The 19,060-nt window shown below is 62.2% G+C and carries 16 protein-coding genes; all 16 read right to left on the reverse strand.

The features are described 5' to 3' along the window. Positions 1-10: 10 nt before the first annotated feature. The 16 genes from HS968_RS24850 to fliF all read right to left on the reverse strand — a co-directional run bounded on the left by HS968_RS24850 (position 11) and on the right by fliF (position 19,048). On the reverse strand, positions 11-1,351 hold the full coding sequence (locus tag HS968_RS24850; protein WP_182369158.1) for a hemolysin family protein: 1,341 nt from the start codon (positions 1,349-1,351) through the stop codon (positions 11-13). A gap of 347 nt (positions 1,352-1,698) precedes the next feature. Next, positions 1,699-3,018 carry a phosphate regulon sensor histidine kinase PhoR gene (phoR, locus tag HS968_RS24855; RefSeq protein WP_182369159.1) on the reverse strand — a complete coding sequence of 440 codons (1,320 nt, stop codon included), beginning with the start codon at positions 3,016-3,018 and terminating at the stop codon, positions 1,699-1,701. 42 nt (positions 3,019-3,060) lie between these two features. Then, the gene (phoB, locus tag HS968_RS24860) at positions 3,061-3,750 is read right to left on the reverse strand and encodes a phosphate regulon transcriptional regulator PhoB (protein ID WP_106738185.1); all 690 of its coding nucleotides are present in this window, start codon (positions 3,748-3,750) and stop codon (positions 3,061-3,063) included. Positions 3,751-3,837: 87 nt separating this feature from the next. Continuing rightward, positions 3,838-5,322, reverse strand: coding sequence for a class I SAM-dependent DNA methyltransferase (locus tag HS968_RS24865; RefSeq protein WP_182369160.1), 1,485 nt, complete (start codon positions 5,320-5,322; stop codon positions 3,838-3,840). Then, entirely contained in the window at positions 5,319-6,809 is a 1,491-nt protein-coding gene (locus HS968_RS24870; protein ID WP_182369161.1) for an RNA-binding domain-containing protein, read from the reverse strand. The genes HS968_RS24865 and HS968_RS24870 overlap by 4 nt, the downstream gene beginning before the upstream one ends. Beyond that, the gene (locus tag HS968_RS24875) at positions 6,806-8,353 is read right to left on the reverse strand and encodes a restriction endonuclease subunit S (RefSeq protein ID WP_182369162.1); all 1,548 of its coding nucleotides are present in this window, start codon (positions 8,351-8,353) and stop codon (positions 6,806-6,808) included. The genes HS968_RS24870 and HS968_RS24875 overlap by 4 nt, the downstream gene beginning before the upstream one ends. Beyond that, complete coding sequence (locus HS968_RS24880) at positions 8,353-11,211, reverse strand: type I restriction endonuclease subunit R (RefSeq protein ID WP_182369163.1); 2,859 nt, start codon at positions 11,209-11,211, stop codon at positions 8,353-8,355. Before HS968_RS24880 ends, HS968_RS24875 begins: the two co-directional genes overlap by 1 nt. Positions 11,212-11,281: 70 nt before the next feature. Further along, positions 11,282-12,175 (reverse strand): 4-hydroxybenzoate octaprenyltransferase, encoded by an 894-nt coding sequence (gene ubiA, locus HS968_RS24885; RefSeq protein WP_182369165.1) that lies wholly within the window; start codon positions 12,173-12,175, stop codon positions 11,282-11,284. Positions 12,176-12,388: 213 nt separating this feature from the next. Further along, the gene (locus HS968_RS24890) at positions 12,389-12,940 is read right to left on the reverse strand and encodes a chorismate--pyruvate lyase family protein (protein WP_182369167.1); all 552 of its coding nucleotides are present in this window, start codon (positions 12,938-12,940) and stop codon (positions 12,389-12,391) included. A 78-nt stretch (positions 12,941-13,018) separates the two neighbouring features. Then, on the reverse strand, positions 13,019-13,465 hold the full coding sequence (gene flgN, locus HS968_RS24895) for a flagellar export chaperone FlgN (protein ID WP_106738183.1): 447 nt from the start codon (positions 13,463-13,465) through the stop codon (positions 13,019-13,021). Continuing rightward, positions 13,462-13,743, reverse strand: coding sequence for a flagellar biosynthesis anti-sigma factor FlgM (gene flgM / locus HS968_RS24900; RefSeq protein ID WP_119693965.1), 282 nt, complete (start codon positions 13,741-13,743; stop codon positions 13,462-13,464). The genes flgN and flgM overlap by 4 nt, the downstream gene beginning before the upstream one ends. Positions 13,744-13,884: 141 nt before the next feature. Then, the gene (locus HS968_RS24905; protein ID WP_106738181.1) at positions 13,885-14,310 is read right to left on the reverse strand and encodes a flagellar FliJ family protein; all 426 of its coding nucleotides are present in this window, start codon (positions 14,308-14,310) and stop codon (positions 13,885-13,887) included. Continuing rightward, positions 14,307-15,623, reverse strand: coding sequence for a flagellar protein export ATPase FliI (fliI, locus tag HS968_RS24910; protein WP_182369169.1), 1,317 nt, complete (start codon positions 15,621-15,623; stop codon positions 14,307-14,309). The genes HS968_RS24905 and fliI overlap by 4 nt, the downstream gene beginning before the upstream one ends. A gap of 6 nt (positions 15,624-15,629) precedes the next feature. Then, entirely contained in the window at positions 15,630-16,322 is a 693-nt protein-coding gene (fliH, locus tag HS968_RS24915) for a flagellar assembly protein FliH (protein WP_119693962.1), read from the reverse strand. Between the two features lies 1 nt (position 16,323). Then, a complete protein-coding gene (locus HS968_RS24920) occupies positions 16,324-17,388 on the reverse strand; it encodes a FliG C-terminal domain-containing protein (protein ID WP_182369171.1) in 1,065 nt (354 codons plus the stop codon). Beyond that, on the reverse strand, positions 17,363-19,048 hold the full coding sequence (gene fliF / locus HS968_RS24925) for a flagellar basal-body MS-ring/collar protein FliF (protein ID WP_182369173.1): 1,686 nt from the start codon (positions 19,046-19,048) through the stop codon (positions 17,363-17,365). Before fliF ends, HS968_RS24920 begins: the two co-directional genes overlap by 26 nt. Positions 19,049-19,060: the final 12 nt, after the last annotated feature.

The raw sequence follows: 19,060 nt of genomic DNA on the forward strand, positions 1-19,060 counted from the left end.
AGCGGACTCATCAGGTGATCTTGAGCACCTTGGCCAGGACGACCTTCGGCCCTTTCATCTTCTTGACGATGATGCGCAAGCCATCGGTTTCCAGCACCTCATCTTCCTCAGGCATACGCTTGAGGCTCTCATAGATCAGCCCCGCCAGCGTTTCGGCCTCGATGTGGTCGAGATCGATACCGAGCAGACGCTCGATCTTCGCCAGTGGCGTATCGCCGCGTACCAGCAGCTTGCCTGGCTGATACGCAAGAATGCCGCGCTCGGCCTTGCGGTGCTCGTCCTGAATATCGCCGACCAGGGCTTCGAGCACGTCTTCCATGGTCAGGTAGCCGATCACCTTGCCATCGGCCTCTTCGACCAGAGCGAAGTGCGAGCCGCCCTGGCGGAACTGTTCGAGCAGCTGGGTCAACGGCATGTGCCGGTTGACCCGTTCCAGCGGATGCATGAGCTCGCCGAGCTTGATCGCCGAGGGCAGCATCTCCAGCAGTGACAGGTGCAGCAGCAGATCCTTGATATGCAAGACGCCGACGAACTCACCGATGCTCTCGTCGAAGATCGGGTAGCGGCTGTACTTGTGTCGACGGAAGACGGCGAACACTTCGTCGAGGCTGGCATTGAGCTCCAGAAACACCAGATCCTCGCGGGAATTGGCCCAGTCCACCACCTCCAGCTCGCTCAGTTCCACGGCCGAAGCCAGCACGCGCATGTCCTGATCGTTGTCGGCGCTGGCGCGGCTGGAATGCAGGATCAGCTTCAGTTCTTCACGGCTGTAATGGTGCTCATGGTGCGGCCCTGGCTCGCCTTGACCGGCGATACGCAAGATGGCATTGGCACTGGCGTTGAGCACGAAGATCGCCGGGTACATCAGCCAGTAGAAAGCGTATAGCGGCACAGCCGTCCACAGCGACAGCAGCTCGGGCTTACGGATCGCCCAGGACTTGGGCGCCAGCTCGCCGATGACGATGTGCAGGTAGGAGATGATCGAGAACGCGGTGAAGAAGGCGATGCCATGGATCAGCTTCGGCGATTCGATGCCGATGGCCGCGAGCAGCGGCGTGAGCAGTTCGGCGAAAGCCGGTTCACCCACCCAGCCAAGGCCCAGAGACGCCAGGGTGATGCCCAGCTGGCAGGCGGACAGGTAGGCGTCCATCTGATTGTGCACGGTACGCAGGATGCGCCCACGCCAGCCATGTGCCTCGGCCAGGCCATCGACCTTGGTGGCGCGCAGACGAACGATGGCGAACTCCGCGGCCACGAAGAAGCCGTTGAGCAGTACCAAAAAAAGGGCGAACAGCATGAGGCCGATATCGGCCCAAAAGACGGAAGCGGAAAGACTCGTGGAGGGTTCCATGAACGTGTGAGATAGCCAATGACCGACTAAGGTTGGGGGCTGCGCGCCACGATTGCAAGCAGGCAGAACCTGCTCAAAGTTTCGCGAGCTAGAGCCATGCAAGGCGCAACGACCAACGGGAGTAACAGCCGAAGGCTGGCCCGAAGGGAGAGCGCCAGCGAATCAAACAGGCGAGGAACGGTCGGAGTCGCGTTCGACTTTACGAGCTGTAAATGCGCAGTACTCGCTTCGCTCGCCCTTCGGGCCGCGCTGAAGCGCGCTAGCCGCAAGCGGCTTCCGACCGGGCAGGCACTCCAGACTGTTTTTAACGCAGCAGGGCCGACGCACAGCAAACTTTGCGGAGGTTCTCAACGAGCGCGCTGAACTACCTGGGCCGGAGCGAAATGGCAGGTGAAGGTACTGCCGCGCCCCAACTCGCTGACGATCCCCAGATGGCCACGGTGGCGCAGCAGGACGTGCTTGACGATGGCCAGCCCCAATCCGGTGCCGCCAGTGTTGCTGGCGCGGCTGGAATCGACGCGGTAGAAACGCTCGGTCAGGCGCGGCAGGTGCTTGGCTTCGATGCCAATTCCGCTGTCCTGCACCGACAGGTGCGCCCCCTCCTCGTTGCCCCACCAGCGGATGTGGATCTCGCCGCCAGCCGGGGTGTATTTCACCGCATTGAACACCAGGTTGGAGAAGGCGCTGCGCAGCTCCGCCTCGCTGCCTTTGAGCTTGAGATGCGAATCCGCTTCCAGAGTGATGCGATGATCCTGGGCAGCGGACAGCGCCTGAGCATCGTTCTTGATCGACAGCAGCATCAAATCGACTGCGACCGGCTGGTTGTCCGAGGGATAGTCGGTCGCTTCCAGCTTGGCCAGCAGCAGCAGGTCGTTGAGCAGGGTCTGCATACGCGCGCCTTGCTGCTGCATCTGCTGCAGCGGTCGCAACCAGCGCGGGTTGACCGCCTCGACGTTGTCCAGCAGCGTCTCCAGGTAGCCGGAGATCACCGTCAACGGCGTACGCAGCTCGTGGGAGACGTTGGCGACGAAGTCCTTGCGCATCTGCTCCAGCTGATGGAGCCGTGTGACGTCACGCACCAGCAACAGGTGCTCGCGATTGCCGTACTGGGTGATGTGCACCTGCAACCGGCGGCGATCGCTGACTGGCGAAGGAATTTCCAGGGCATCGGCATAATTGCCACGCTCGAAGTAATCCTTGAAGCGCGGATCGCGAACCAGGTTGGCAATCGGCTGGCCGCTGTCCTGCGGCGTTTTCAGCCCGAGCAGAGTTTCCGCCGCACGGTTCCACCACTCCAGGTTGCCCTGGCTGTCGAGCATCACCACGGCATCCTTGAGCGCCGCGGTCGACTCCTGCACCCGGTCGATGACGGCCTGCAGACGTCCGCGGGCCTTCTGATTGCGTCGCTGCAGGTGGTAGATGCTGTCGAACACCTCGCCCCATAGCCCGTAGCCGTCTGGTGGCGGCTCATCCGGCCGATGCTCGCGCAACCATTTGTGCAAGCGCAACAGTTGACTGAGCGTCCAGCCAAGATGGACAGCCAGGCCGATGGCCAAGGCCCAGCCGTATTCACCGGTCACGAAGCCGAGCAGCAGGCAGGCACCGATCAACAGCAGCAGACGGCGCACAACGGCGCCACGCCAGTCTTGGTTCACGATGCAGCGCATCCTTGTAAGAAGAGTGAGTGCGCAGAAACGCCGCGCCAGCGATCAACCTTTGGTGGAGAAACGATACCCAGTGCCGCGTACGGTTTGCACCAGATTTTCGTAGGCATCACCCAACGCCTTGCGCAGACGGCGGATGTGCACATCAACCGTACGTTCCTCGACATAGACATTGCCGCCCCAGACCTGGTCGAGCAACTGGCCACGGGTATAGGCGCGCTCCTGGTGGGTCATGAAGAATTGCAGCAGGCGGTATTCGGTCGGCCCCATCTCGGCCGGCTTGCCGTCGATGGTGACGCGATGGCTGACCGGGTCGAGCAACAGGCCACCGACCTCGATCGGCGCCTCGCTGTCGCTGGGGCCGGCACGACGCAGCACGGCCTTCAGGCGCGCCACCAGTTCGCGCGGCGAGAACGGCTTGGTGATGTAGTCGTCGGCACCGACTTCCAGCCCCTGGATCTTGTTGTCCTCTTCGCCCTTGGCGGTGAGCATGATGATCGGGATATCGCTGGTCAGCTCATCGCGCTTGAGGCGGCGCGCCAGTTCGATGCCGCTGGTGCCAGGCAGCATCCAGTCGAGCAAGATCAGATCGGGCTTGCGATCCACGATCACGGCATGGGCCTGCTGGGTGTTCTCCGCTTCCAGGCACTCGTACCCGGCCATTTCCAAGGCCACCGCAATCATCTCGCGGATCGGAGCTTCGTCGTCGACGATCAGGATGTTCTTGCCAACCATGGGCCTGCGCCTCTGTTCATTTAGCTGTCGTGCGCCGCATTAGATAACGGAATTATTGCAGCGATATGACAGACGCGCGGCAAAGGCTCAGCGGCTCAGACCAGCCAACACCTCACGGAAGCTTGCCAGCCCCGCTTCGATGTTCTCGATGATCTCTTCGGCCAGCTCGTCCGGCTCTGGCAGGTTATCCAGATCAGCCAGGGATTTGTCCTTGAGCCAGAAGATATCCAGGCTGGTCTTGTCGCGAGCGAGAATCTGCTCAAGGCTGTACTTGCGCCAGCGGCCCTCGGGGTTGTCGGTCTCGTGCCAGGTTTCCTGGCGGTTGTGGCGGTTTTCCGGGTTATAGCGGGTGATGAAGTCCTGCAGGTCTTCGAAGCGCAGCGGCTTTTTCTTCAGCGTGTGATGAATATTGGTGCGGTAGTCATAGAACCAAACCTCCTTCGTCCACGGCGTCTTGCTCGCCGGCTGGTTGTCGAAGAACAGCACGTTAGCCTTCACGCCCTGGGCGTAGAAGATGCCGGTGGGCAAGCGCAGGATGCTGTGCAGCTCGGTGGTTTCCAGCAGACGTTTGCGCACGATTTCACCAGCGCCGCCCTCGAACAGCACGTTGTCCGGTACCACCACTGCTGCGCGGCCGGTGCTCTTGAGCATGCTGCGGATGTGCTGGACGAAGTTCAGTTGCTTGTTCGACGTGGTCGTCCAGAAGTCCTGGCGGTTGTAGGTCAGGTCGTCCTTTTCCTGCTCACCTTCGGCGTTGGTGAAGCTCATCGAGCTTTTCTTGCCGAACGGCGGATTGGCTAGCACATAGTCGAAACGCTGACCATCGTCGGCAATCAGCGCGTCGTTGGGCGAAATATGGCTGTCGCCATCGATCTCGCCGATGTTGTGCAGCAGCATGTTCATCAGGCACAGGCGACGGGTGCTGGCGACGATCTCGTTGCCGAAAAAGGTCTGGTTCTTGAGAAAGTCCTTCTGGCCCTTGTCCAGCGTCTTGCTGGCCTCCAGAAAATCGTAGGCGGCGAGGAAGAAGCCACCCGTGCCGCAGGCCGGATCAGCGATGGTCTTGTTCGGCTGCGGGCGCAGGCACTCGACCATGGCGCGGATCAACGCGCGCGGGGTGAAGTACTGGCCAGCGCCGGATTTGGTGTCCTCGGCGTTTTTCTCCAGCAGGCCTTCGTAGATGTCGCCTTTGACATCGGCGCCCAAGGTCACCCACTTGGTGCCGTCGATCATCTCCACCAGGCGACTGAGCTTGGCCGGATCCTGAATCTTGTTCTGCGCCTTGGTGAAAATCTGCCCGAGGATGCCCGGCTTGCCGCCCAGCACCCGCAGTGTCTTGACGTACTGCACGTCCAGCTCCGCCCCACGCTTGCTCTTCAGGCTCTGCCAATCGCAGCCGGTGGGAATGCCGATATCGCGACCATAGGGCGGCTGGCGATACTCGTCGGCCATCTTCAGGAAGATCAGATAGGTCAGCTGTTCCAGATAGTCGCCATAGCCAACCCCGTCATCGCGCAGGGTGGTACAGAAGCTCCAGACCTTGGAGACGATGGCATTAGTAACGGGGCTCATAACGTAGGATCCTGCTGATTCAGACGGGCCTGCCCGGCGGGGGTCAGGCGATAGTGTTGCAGCCGGCTGTTGGGTTTGTCCGGCAGGGTGTATTCGATCAATGCGGCGGCGAGCAGGCGGCGCACCGTGCGGTTCAGCGCGCCGCTGACGGCAGGTAGGCCGAGCCGGCTGGCCAGTTCGGCCTTGCTCAGCGGCCCGGCGGAAAGAACGGCCAACAGGCGCTGCTCCTGCGACTCTGCCCCTGACTCTGCCCCTGACTCTGCCCCTGACTCTGCCCCTGACTCTGCCCCGCGCTGCGGCGCAGAGCCTGCGGCGTACTGCGGCAGCATCAGCGTCACGCGGAAGATGGGTTCCTCACTGAGGATCGGATCCTGGCCGCCAAAGGCGCGGGCGTACTTGAACAGGTTGCGCACCCCGGAGCCCAGCTCCTCGGCCCACTGCATTTCGCGGAACACCCGGGCAATGGCCGGGTTCTTCGGCGACGGCGCGAAGTCGTCCGGGCGCAGCAGCCCCATGCCGTGCGGGTTGTTGCTGTTCTCGGTGGTCACCCGGTCGCGCTGGATAATCAGCTTGGCCGGGAACGGGTTGAGGTATTCGCGGTGGATCAGCAGGTTGGCCACCACCTCACGGAAGATCCGCTCGCGCAGGCTGACACGCTGATTGCCCTCCAAGTAGAAGGGGTCGGCAACGTGCTTGCTGATGAAGGCCATCAGCCGCTCGTAGCTTTCCAGCAGGTTGGTGCGGATATCGTCGCGGTCGTCGTAACGGTCGAGGTCGTTCACCCGCAGGATGGCGTCGGTACGGTGATGCGGCACCACGCCCAGCACCACTTCGTCGCGGCCAAATAGCAACGCGCCGGCCATGGAGATGCCTTCCGCGCCGGTCTGGTAGTCGCGCTGATACAGCCGTGCGCTTTTCAGCAGCTCCAGATCGCCCAGCTCGGCCCAGGGGTGACCGCTGCGTTGCAGGCGCACGTTGTGGCGCACGCGTTCGATCAGATCGCTGCGCAGGTCGTCCAGGTGGATAAAGGGGAAGATGCGGTTCTCGCTGTAACTGAGCTGCTTGCGCAGATACAGCTCGCCGAGCAGTTGCGAATGGCCGGTGATATCGAAGTCACCATCCTCGTTGCGGCTGAATACCCGGTTGTTGCAGCTGTGTACCTGGGAGCTTTCCGGCACGCTGAGCACCAGCAGGATCTGCCCGTCCAGCTCCAGTTGCTCGGGCACCAGCTGCATCGGTGGGTTGATTTTCTGCTCGTTGTACAGGGTGTTGACCAGATCTTTGCGGATTTGCGCCACCGCTTCGGGCGCGATACCGGTCACACGGCCATCGTCCGCCGCGCCCAGTACCAGGGTGCCGCCGCGCTGGTTGAGAAAGGCGCAGATGGTCTCGTACACATCACGGTTTAGCGCCTCACGGGCACGTTTGAACTCGACCGTCAGGCCTTCGCCATCGCGCAGCAGGCGTGCCAGATGCTCCGGGGTCATGCCGATGCCTTGGCCTTGCGCCCACGTGCCGTGGGCTGGGCGGCACGCTCGGCACGGATACGCTCCAGCAGCACGCTGGCCGGCTCGTCGTTCGGATCTTGCGGCACCAGTTGGCCAGAAAAGGCTTTTCTCAGAATGGATTGGCGCAGGGCGTCGGCTTGTTGCAGGGAGTGGGTGATGGTTTGTTCGAGTTGGTCAATAAGAGAAAGCTTCTCACTGAGGAGACTCGAAATTAATGTTTGCTCTTCAATGCAGGGGATGGGTATCAAAAAGCGTTCCATCAATCCCTGGTTGATTTTGTAAATTCCCGCGGTTGTTCTAGCGGATTTTTCAATTTGGTTTCTAACTAAAGATGAGTCCCAGCAATATCCAAAGTAGAGTCTATCAATATTTTCTTGGCAAACTCGAACCCTGATCATCGTATCGGGAAAGGCGACGTGATTAGCTGTTGTAGTACTATAATGCGCGAAACCACCACGCCCTACCAAATGCTTGCTGCCATTCCCTCGAGAAACAAGAAAATCATTTTCCTTGACGAAGTATGGCCGGGCTTCCTCTTCGCTCCAGTCGCCTTGCTTGGTGAATGAGAGATCAATACTTCCATTATTTAGTGCGTGCAGGCGCAACACTGGGAAACCGTCGACACGATCTTTTACGGACTTCCCATTGCATAAATCTTCAGATAAGAGTTGCGCAAGGTTGAACCACCCCCATCCCGCGGGCAGCTCCGGCAATTTCGCCAATTCCTCAGCGGTTAATGGTGGTAACTCTTTCGGCGTTTTAGGTCTGCTGCCGGGCCTGCCATTGGCTTCCCACCCCTGCAACTGCTGCTGGTAGCGGGCTTCGCGCTCTTGCTGGATACGCGCCAGCAGGGCGTCAGCGGATTCCAGTTTGCCCGGGTTTTGCGCGCGCCAGTCGGCGGTCAGCTTGCCTTCGAAGGCATGTTTGAGCAGGGCTTGGCGGTAGACCTTGAGCTGCTGCTGGGCGGTGCGCAGGTTTTCCACGCCCTTATCCAGTTCGGAGAACAGCTCTTCGATTTTAGTGACGATGCGTTGTTGTTCGGCCAGCGGTGGAAGTCCAAAGCTGATCCCGTCAACAACGGCTGGTTTTACTCGGGTTAAAGACCCGCCAACTCCTGATGCGTTGTGTGCCAAAAAATCACGGATTAAAACCTGTGTCAGAAAATAGCGAAGAAAGTCACTTAGGATTGCTGGATTCCTTTCAAATACAATCCATTCTGTACTGGCGATAGCAGGGTGGCTTGTGAAGTTTTGTACCAGCCAGGATCTATTAAGTCTCGGGTTGATCTTGGAGAGCAAGACGTCGCGCGCGTGGACAACTTGTTTGTTGGAACCTATTTCATTTCCTTTGACTATCTCTGGCTTGCCAGTTTCCAGGCTTGGGACGCTATATAGCTCAAATATTTCTTCGGCAAACTTTGCAGGCTCTATTGTCTCGCTGTTTTTCTTGCGGAACTCGGCGAGTGATATTTTCTTCCAGTTGTGTGGCATGTCTTGGTTTTCAAACAGATCGAGTATTGCCATCACGCCACCAACGCCTCATTAATCTCATCCATCACCGCTTCGTACTGCGCGCCAAACTGCTCGTAGAAACCGCCCAGCCCGCCATGGCGGTTAAAGGGCGCGAAGTCTAACGCATCGCGGTCGATATGGATGGAGGTGGCGATATGATCGCGGATCATCTGCAGCCAGTGCATCTGCGCCTCGTTGAATTTCTCGCCGCCGCCAGCGTGGCGCTTGAAGATCCACTGCTTGAAGTTGCGGTTGACCGTGTCTTCGAAGGGGGTGACCTTGGTGTCCAGGCCGCAGACGCGGCGTATCAGTGCAACCAGAGCAGTCAGCTCGTTGAGTGGGTTCTGCCCGCTCACTTCGTCCAGACGGACATAGGCTTGCCATACATGCAGCGGCGCCAGTTGTGGTTTGTCGGCGGTCAGGCGATCGAGCAGGGCACGGATCTGCTCGTAGGTGACTTCGCGGCGGCGCTGCGGCTGGCTGAAGTAGATGCTCAGGGCGTCGATTTCGTCCTGGTGCTCGCGCAGGTAAGCGGCGAAATCCTCGCTAAGCGTTTGTGCCTGTTCGGCGCTATCGCTTTGCCAACCAACGTTGAGCACACGATCCAACGTCTCGTGGTCGATCTTCTGTTCCTTGTCGCGGCGGATGCGGTCGATCAAGTCGATCAGTTCGCCGTTGAACAGCTTGGCCACGTCTTTCACCAGCTCGGCCTGGGCCTGGTCACGCATGGCCTCGCCGGGGTCGCTACCGGCCGGCTGGCCGGCCAGTTGCAGGGCGCGGATTTCCACCAGGTCGGCGTCGATGGCATTGAACAGCCGACTGACGATCTGCCCCAGCGGCACGCCGCCGCTCAGGGCTTCGAGCTTCTTGTGCTCGGCGGGCTCCAGCTGTTTGTTCAGCCGCGCCAGGCGACCGGCCAGGGAGCTGACGCTGTCACTGTCGCTGGCACCCATCATCACGCCCATGGCCAGATCCTTGAGCGGTACGCCGGGCTTGGTGATCAACGGCTGGCTGGCGGTTTTCAGGGATTTGCTGACGCCGATGGCGTCGACGATCACGTAGTGCGTCTTGCCCGTGCTGGCCGCCGAGGAGACCTTCTGCAGGTCGTCCTTGTCCAGGGTGCGGGTGCCACGACCTTTCATCTGCTCGAAGTAGTTGCGGCTTTTGACGTCGCGCATGAACAGCAGGCATTCCAGCGCTTTTACGTCCGTGCCGGTGGCGATCATGTCCACGGTGACGGCGATGCGTGGGTAGTAGGCGTTGCGGAACTGAGCGAGCAGATCCTTGGGGTCTTCGCCTTTTTCGATGACGTTGCCATCGAGGTCGGTGCTGTCCTTGCCGGCGCGGTAGGTGATCTTTTTGCAGAAGGCGTTGCCCTCGCCGAACTCCTCGCGCACGCAATGGATGATGTCGTCGGCGTGGCTGTCGGTCTTGGCGAAGATCAGGGTCTTGGGCACCTGGTAGTTGCCATCGGCATCGATACGGCCAGGGAAGATTTCCGGCAGCTTGTCGCGGAAGGTGCGAATCACGGTGCGAATCTGATCCGGATTGACGATATCGCGGTCGAGCTGTTTGCCGCTGTAGGCCTCGTCTTCGTCCTGCTGTTCCCAGCGCTTCTTGCGGGTCAGGCGTTCACGCCGTTCAACCTGCTGCTCGGCAGTCAGGACGCCGCCTTTCTGGGTCACGGCGGTTTCGATCAGGTACACCTCGTTACCGACGTTGACGCCATCGGCCACGGCTTTTTCGTGGCTGTAGTCGCTGACCACGTTCTTGTGGAAGAAGCCGTAGGTGCGGTTATCCGGCGTGGCGGTCAGGCCTATCAGGCTGGCGTCGAAGTAGTCGAGCACCTGCTGCCAGAGGTTGTAGATGGAGCGGTGGCATTCGTCGATGAAGATGAAGTCGAAGAACTCCGGCGCGATCTTCTCGTTGTACACCACGGGTAGCGGCGCCTTGGGCTTGGTCAGTTGCTCAGCCGGGTTGAGCTCCTCCACGCTGTCGTCCAGTTCCTCGCCCTTGAGCGTGGCGTACAAACGCTGGATGGTGCTGATGCACACCGCGCTATCACTGGCGATGTAGGCTGACTTGAGCCGCTGCACCGGGTACAGCTCGGTGAACTTGCGGTTGTCGTCGATGGGCAGGTAGCTGAGCATTTCCTGCTCGGCCTGTTCGCCCAGGTTTTTCGTATCGACCAGAAACAGGATGCGCTTGGCCCCGGCATGCTTGAGCAGGCGGTAGATGGCGGTGATGGCGGTGTAGGTCTTGCCGGCACCGGTGGCCATCTGGATCAGCGCTCGTGGGCGGGCGGCGCGGAAGGAGTCTTCCAGTTTGGTGATCGCCACTTCCTGGCAATCACGCAGGCGCAGCTCGCTGGCGGGAAGCTTGTGCGGATTGAGCGCTGGCATGGCTTGCAGGCGGGCGCGCAGGGAGGCTGGTTGGCTCAGCCACTCCTGCAGCGTTTGCGGCCTATGGAAATTGAACACTTCCCGTGAGCGCGGCTTGGGGTCTGCGCTATCGGTAAAACGGGTGATCACGCCGGTGCTTTCGTAGAGAAAACGCAGCGGCTCGCTGGCCTTGATCCACTTCAGTTGGGCGTTGGCATAGCCCTGGGTCTGCTCCTCGACCGCGCTGATGCTATGCCCGGCTTCCTCGCGCTTGGCCTCGATCACTCCGGCGGGCTTACCGTCGACGAACAACAGGTAATCGGCCGGGCCAACACTGGTGGCGTACTCACGTACGGCCACGCCAAGGGCGGCATGGAGGTTGATCTTGTTCTTGGCCTGAACCACCCAGCCAGCCTGACGCAATTGCGCGTCGATACGGTCGCGGGCTAGTTGTTCGGGGTTCTGGTTGAGCGGCGGCGTTTGGGTCATGGACTGCCTTGTCTCACATGGCCAGATAAATAAGGTTCGATACTAGCCCGACGAGTTCGTAGGGCAAAGATTAACCACGCAGGGCGTAATCCAGCACGATGCCGACGAATATCGCCAATCCTGCCCAGTGGTTATGCAGGAAGGCGTTGAAGCACACCATCGGCTCACGCCGGCGGGTCACGTGGAACTCCCAGGCGAAGCAGGCCACTGCAACCAACAGGCCGAGGTTGAAGTACAGCCCCAGCTCGAAGCGTGCGCCAGCCAGCAGCAGGCACAGCAACGTCAGGCCCTGCAGGATGGCGATGATCAGGCGGTCGGCATCGCCGAACAGGATGGCCGTGGATTTCACCCCGATCTTCAGGTCGTCCTCACGGTCGGCCATGGCGTAGTAGGTGTCGTAGGCCACCGTCCACAGCAGGTTGGCGATGTACAGCAGCCAGGCTTCGGGCGGCAGGCTGCCGGTTTCGGCCGTGAAGGCCATCGGCATGCCCCAGGAGAACGCTGCCCCGAGCACCACCTGCGGGTAGAAGGTGTAGCGCTTCATGAAGGGGTAGCAGGCAGCCAGGGCCAGGCCACCAAACGACAGCCAGATGGTGGTGGCGTTGGTGAACAACACCAGCACGAAGCTCATCGCCACCAGCACGGCGAACAGCACCAGCGCCTCGCGCGGCTTGACCTTGCCACTGGCCAGCGGTCGTAACTGGGTACGGCTGACGTGACCGTCGAAGTTACGGTCGGCGTAGTCGTTGATCACGCAACCGGCGGCACGCATCAGAATCACGCCAACGACGAAGATGAACAGGTTCTTCACACTCGGCACACCCTCGGCCGCCACCCATAGTGCCCACAGCGTCGGCCAGAGCAGCAGGTAAATGCCGATGGGTTTGTCCAGCCGCATCAGCTGGATGAAATCCCAGGCGCGCGGGTGCAGGCGGGTGGTCGATTGCAGCAGGCGGGTGTACATCGAAGCGTCTCCGTGCAGATTGCGCGGATTATACGAGGAAGCAGGTGTGGGAGGCGCTTTAGCGGCGATGCTCACCGCCGCAAGCGCTTCAACGCGTAGGGCGTAGGGCGTACTCGGCTTTGGCTTCCTGCGTCGCCCTACCTCCTGCATCCATGCAGTCGTCGCGAAGCAGTACACCATGCCCCAACAGGCAGCAGGTATAACCTGCGCACCCTACACCTCGATACCCGCCGCCAACCAGAAGTCCGGCAAAAATACCTCGGCCACCAGTACACCGAGAGCGCCGCGGCTAAAGCACGAACGCCGGCCCCACAGGCGCTCCTCACGTACCTCGGCCGGCAGCCAGGCGGCAGGGTAACGACAGACCTGCAGCTCTCCACGGTCGAAAGCGCGGTCGCTGAACAACAGCTCGCCCAGCGAACGGCTGCCCAGCTCCGCCAGATTCAACCCGGAGCCTTCCAACGCACTGCGCGCGGCAACGCTACGGGCGAATACCCAGGGCTGGCCATGACCACGCAGGTACACCTCGCGCACCCAGCCCTGGCTGCCATCGGCGACACCGAGCGCGGCGCACTCGTCGCTGCGCAGGCGCTGCCAGCCTTCGACCAGCGGCGTGACGGAAAAACCGTCCTGGGACAACGCGGTCAATCGACGGGTCAGCGAATCCTCGTTGAACAACCACTCGCGCACGTCGGCAGCCGGTTGCGGATGCAACTGGGCACAGGTCAGCCAGCGGGGTGGATGAGCGAGAGCAGCGTGGGGCACGGCAGAAATCACCACAGATCGAAAGCGCGCGAGTCTAGCACGGCGCAACCGCTGGATTGGATCAGGGCACCCGGCGGGTCAGTACGGCTGCGGGGCGTAGAGCTGGGCAGAGCCTGGCTCGCCGAGCAATTGCTCGAGAATCTCGTGATGCATGGCCAGCAGTTTGCCGTTGCGCTCGTTGAGGCGCTTGCACTGACCGGCCAGCTGGCCGAGCTGCTGCCAGGTGAGCTGGAGATGATCACGCTGGGCCTGGGGGAAGCGCTGCAGCAGTTTTTCCATGGCGCTGTGGCCGCTGCCAAGCTGAAAGGCAGCCAGCACCTTGCTGCGCCGTTCGGCGCGAACGCGGGCCTGATCGACCAGGGGCACGATCTGCTCGTTGAGCAGGTCGATCTGCTGGCTGTCACGGCGTAGCAACTGCTGATACAGCTCCTGCATGAAACCACGCAGTGCCAGGTAGCCGGCGCAGTCCTGCTGCAAATCCTGCTCGATCACCTGGAGCAGCTGTTGCTCACGTGCCGTGGTCACGCATCGCTTCCGCTGTGGTAGGTCAGCATGCTGCCGGCCAGGGCCTGCGGATCGCTGATCAACTCGCCACGGGCCAGCGCAGCCTTGAGCGTCGCGACCTTGTCCAGGTCGACTTCGGGCAGGCTGCGCAGGGTCGACTGCAGTTGCTCCAGACGCGGTTCGTCGCTGGCGGCGCTACGCGCAGTACCGGCATGCGGCTGCGGACGCGCGCTCTGTACCTGCGCCGGGGCGTCGCTGGGCAGGTTGAGGCTGGGCTTGAGATGCCTGCTGATTTCCATGATTCGAATCCAACTCGTGGTGTTATGGCCAATAAGCGACCGCCCCAGGCCAGTACTTAAATCCCATGCGGAAAAAACCTGCCGCCTGGCCTAACTGCCGATTTGCACGGCGCACCCTACGTATCCATTTCCTTTAGCCGCCTAGCCCACCTGCGCTCGCCACCAGGCCTGTGCGGCCAGGCCATCCTGAATCTTCTGTTCCTGACGGGCAAGCAGCTCCTGCCATTCGCCCATCTTGCCTTCGAGAAACTGGGTGATGACCTTCTCGCTGCGCATCGCCGCGAGCAACTCGCGCTGAATGCGCGCCAGGTTTTCCTCGGCCAGCGCCAGCTCACGACGCTGCAATTCGACCATCTTGTACAGCGTGGCCTTGTAGCGCTGCTGATTGTCGCGCTGCAACGGTGTGGTCATCGGTACGGTGAAACCGCACAGGCGGCTGAGCCCGGCGATGTTGTTGCGATAGCGCTGACACAGGTTCTGCTGGTAGCTGACCCGGCCGAGCATCTGCTGTACGCGGTTGCCACGCAGGCTGGCCAGGCGGCCGAGGACTTCTATTTGCTCTTTCATTTGATGATGCTCTGCAGGGTGGCGATGCTGGCACCGAGTTCGGCGCTGGCACCAACCTCCTGGCGCAGGAAGCGTTCGAGGCTGGGCGCCAGTTGCACGGCGCGGTCGGTCTTGGCGTCCATGCCCGGTGTATAGCCGCCCAGCGGGATCAGCTCCTTGATCTTCTCGTAGGTGCTGTAGAACTCCTTGAACTGGCGGCCGGCGGCCAGGTGTGGGGCTTCGCCGACCTGGCTCATGCAGCGGCTGACCGACGCGGAGATGTCGATGGCCGGGTAGTGGCCGACATCGGCCAGGCGCCGCGACAAGACGATATGACCGTCGAGGATGGCGCGCGCGCAATCGACGATGGGATCCTGATGGTCATCGCCCTCGGCCAGCACGGTGTAAATGGCACTGAGGCTGCCACTGCCGCTTTCGCCGTTACCAGCACTCTCCACCAGCTCCGGCAGCATGCCGAACACCGAAGGCGGATAGCCCTTGGTGGCCGGCGGCTCGCCCAGCGCCAGGGCGATCTCACGCTGGGCCATGGCGTAGCGGGTCAGCGAATCGACCAGCAGCAGCACGTCCTGGCCCTGGTCACGGAAATAGGCGGCGATGCTGTGGCACAACTCGGTGGCCTTCAGGCGCATCAGCGGCGATTCGTTGGCCGGCGCCACCACCACCACGGCCTTGCGCAGCCCTTCCTCGCCAAGCGAGTGAAGGATGAACTCCTGCACTTCGCGGCCCCGCTCGCCGATCAGCCCGACCACCACCACGTCGGCCTTGGTCTGCCGGGTGATCATCCCCAGCAGCACGCTCTTGCCCACGCCGCTGCCGGCGAACAGGCCGACACGCTGGCCCTTGCCGAGGGTCAGCAGGCCATTGATGGCGCGTACACCGACGTCCAGCGCCGCCTCGACCGGGCGGCGCTTGAGCGGGTTGACCGTGGGCAGCTCGACCGGCAGCGGGTCGCGGCCGGACAGCTTGCCGCGTTCGTCCAGCGGCTCGCCAAGGCCGTTGACCACCCGCCCCAGCCAGGACTCGTCGATCTGCAGCACCGCCTCGTCCTTGGCGGGAAATACTCGTGAACCGGCCGCCAGGCCCACCGGCTTCTTGAATGGCATCAGGTAGGTGATATCACGATTGAAACCGACGACCTGGGCGTCGAGCAGACTGCCGTCGGCCTGCTCGACACGACAGCGCTGACCAGTGCTGCGCTGGCAGCCAAGGCTTTCCAGGAGCATGCCGGACACCCGTACCAGACGCCCGGCCACCTTGGCCAGTTGCACGCCATCCAGTGAGCGCAGCGCTTCGTCGAGTTTGTAATCCAGCATTCAGGCTCAGGCCTCGGTCAGATGCAGGTGTTCGGCCAGGGTGTCGATACAGGCATCGAGACGCTGCTGGCAACCGACATCGGCCTCGGCCTGCGGCGTGATCACCCGGCATTCGCCCAACGCCAGACGCTCGTCGGCCACCAACTTCCAGTTGGCGGCGCGCTCCGGTGCCACCGCCTTGATACGTGCGTATTCCTCGGGGCTGAGCAGCACCTGCACGTCATCCGGCTCGCCCGGCATGCTGGTCAGCGCCTCCTCGACCAGCGCCAGCAGTTGCGTGGGATGCAGCGTCAGCTCACAGCGGATGACCTGCTGCGAGACCTTCTTCACCAGCTCCAGCAGCTCCTGGCGGCGCTTGTGCTCCAGCTCGCCAAGGTACTGCTCGACGCGCTCGCTGATCTGCTGCAACGGCTGCGCGGCCAGCTCGAACTCACGGCGTCCTTCGCTGCGGCCTTCCTCGCGGCCCTGGCGCAGACCTTCGCCACGGCCCTGGTCGAAGCCGGCCTGGCGCCCGGCTTCCTCGCCCTGCAACAGACCGTCCTGATAGCCCTTCTCGATGCCTTGCTGGAAGCCATCGGCCATGGCCCGCTGCAATCCGGCCGGGTCGGCGCTCCAGTCCGTGCCGGCCGGCATGCTACGAGGCGGGAAGCGGTAGGCGCGCCATTGCCGGGCATCACCCTTGAGCAGCTTGGTCGTCATGTCATTCCACCGTCTGTTCGCGGAACAGCTGTACCTGCAATTCACCGTTGGCCGACATCTCGCGTACCACCGCCATGATGTCCTTACGTACCTGCTCGATGCGGCTCAGCGGTACCGGGCCCTGGCGCCGATTGATCGACTCCATCTGCTGCGCCTGACGCTTCGGCATGGCGCTCTGGATAGCGCGCACCAGCTCGGCCTCAGCCCCCTTGAGGGCGACCACCCATTCTTCCAGCGGGATGGCTTCGAGCAGGCTCTGCAGCACGTCCTGGTTCTGCCGCGAGAGGATGAAGAAGTCGTACATTTCATCTTCGATGCGCTCGACCAGTTGATCGTCGTGCGCACGCAGCAGCTCGAACATCTGGTTCCGGTCGCCCTTGAAGCGGTTCATGATGTCCGCCGCCTGCTTCACCCCGCGTACCTGCGAGCCCTGGGTGCTGAGCACCGCCAGGCTGCGCTCGATCAACTGCTCCAGTTCGGAGATGACGTCGCTGTTGACCTCGCTGAGGTTGGCGATGCGATAGAGCAGCTCATCCTGGCGCTCGGCCGGCATGCACTCGAGCACTTCGCTGGCCATGCCTGGCGGCAGGAAGGCGAGGAACACCGCCTGCATCTGCGCATGCTCCTTGGCGATCAGCGCAGCGAACTGCTTGGGATCGAGCCATTCCATCTTGGCCATCTTGGCGCGGATTTCCTCGCCATAGATGCTGTCGAGCAGCGAGCGGGTGATTTCACCGCCCAACGCCTTGCTGAGCATGCCGTCGAGGTAACCGCGCGAGGCGCCCTTGATGCTGCTCTGCTCCTTGTAGTCCTCGAAGAAGCGACCGATGACGTCGGAGACCATCGGCTGCTTGACGTTGGACAGACGCGCCATCGCCTGACTGATGGAGACGATTTCCTCGCGCGAGAAGTGCTTGAGCACTCCGGCGGAAATCTCGTCGCCCATGCTCAACATCAGAATGGCCGCCTGCTCGGACGAGCTCAGCGAGCGCTTCTGCACACGCATGCGCATTTCCTTGGCGGTGGAGCCGCCACGGCCGTCAGGCTGGGTTGAGGTCTCGTTCATTGCGCCCTATCCATTGCTTGATGACTTCCGAGACGCGCTCGGGATCGTTCTTGGCCAGCATCTGCAGGTGTTCGATCTGTAGCTCCAGGCCCGAGCCTGGCGCCGGTAGGCGGATTTCCGACAGCGGGCTCAGTTCGCCGAGCACCGTGGCCCCCGGGTGATCGTCCCCAACCCGCGCCAGCAGGCGCTCGGCAGCACGCTCGGCGTGCAGCGCAAGCTGCGCATCGCCCTCTACTGGCGGCGGCGTCGCCTGACTACGCTGGCTCAGGCTGCGGATCGCCGGACGCACCACCATCAACAGCAGCAGCAGGCTGATCAGGGCGAACACAGCGAGCTTGGCCAGGTCATGCACCTTGGGGTTTTCCCACCAGGGCAGCAGATCGCCGCCAGCCTCGGTCAGGCCATCGGCGGTGAACGGAAACACGCTGAGCGTCAGCAGGTCACCACGTGCCTGGTTGAAGCCCACCGCACTCTTGATCATCGCCTCCATCTCGGCGCGCGCTTCGGGCGTCCAACCGCCTTCCGGTGCCACGGCCGCGTTGAGTACCACGGCGATGCTCTGCTGACGCAGGCTGAAAGGGGCATGTTTGACGTGGGTGATGCTCTGGTCGTAATCCAGCTGACGGTTGGATTCCTTGCGCAGCGAGGTCGCCGCCTGGTTGGCGTTGTCCCCCTGAGCGCCTGCCTGGGCCTGGTCGGCCGGTGGCGCAGTGGGAGCCGGCGCAGGTGGACGGTTGGCCAGCGAGCCCGGCACACCCAGGGCGAGCTGGTCGAGCACGCTCTCGTCACGCAGCACTTCGTTGCGCAGGCGCGGGCTCTCGCCGTATGCCTGGAAGGTCTCTTCCTTCTGGCTGAAATCGATATCGGCGGACACGCTGATGCGGTAATTGCCACCGCCAAGGATCGGCGCCAGTACGGCCTCGGCATTGGCCACGGCCTTGTTCTGATAATCGTCGACCACCTGCCAGTTCTGCGCGGGCCCGCCCCAGGCATCGAGGCCACGCGACAGCAACGCACCATACTGGTCGACCACCTGTACGTTGCTCGCATCCAGCTGCGGCACGCTACCGGCCACCAGGTTGACGATGGCGCTGACCTGCTCCGGCGCCATCTTGTAGCCGGGCGCCAGTTGCAACATCACCGAAGCCTTGCCCGGTTCGCGCTTGCCCACCACGAACGAGCTGCTTTCCTGCAGCGCCAGGTGCACGCGGGCGCCCTCGACGCCTTTGAGTGCCATCACCGTGCGCGCCAACTCGCCCTCCAGGCTGCGCTTGAGGCGCACATCCTGGACGAACTGGCTGGTGCCCAACGGCTCATCCTTGTCGAACAACTCGTAGCCAGCCGGCACCTTGACCTGCACGCCCTTGGCCGCCAGCAACATGCGCGCGCGGCCAAGCTGATCGTCGCGCACCAGCACCTGACCGCTTTGCGGATGCAGGCGATAGGCGATGGCATCACTGTCGAGCACCTGCATCACCTCAGCGGCTGGATAAGCCTCGCCGGTGCCGTACAATGGACGGAAAGAGCCCTGATCCCGCCAGAGGTAGAAGACCACGCCGACCGCCAGCAGCGCGGCGAATACCGCCAGGCCGAGCAGGGTCATGCGTGGATCGAGCTTCAGGCTACCTTCAGGCAGCTTGCTTTTGATGGTCTGCAGCACGCGTCAGGCCCC

The sequence above is a fragment of the Pseudomonas berkeleyensis genome, from assembly GCF_014109765.1.
Lineage (GTDB): Bacteria > Pseudomonadota > Gammaproteobacteria > Pseudomonadales > Pseudomonadaceae > Aquipseudomonas > Aquipseudomonas berkeleyensis.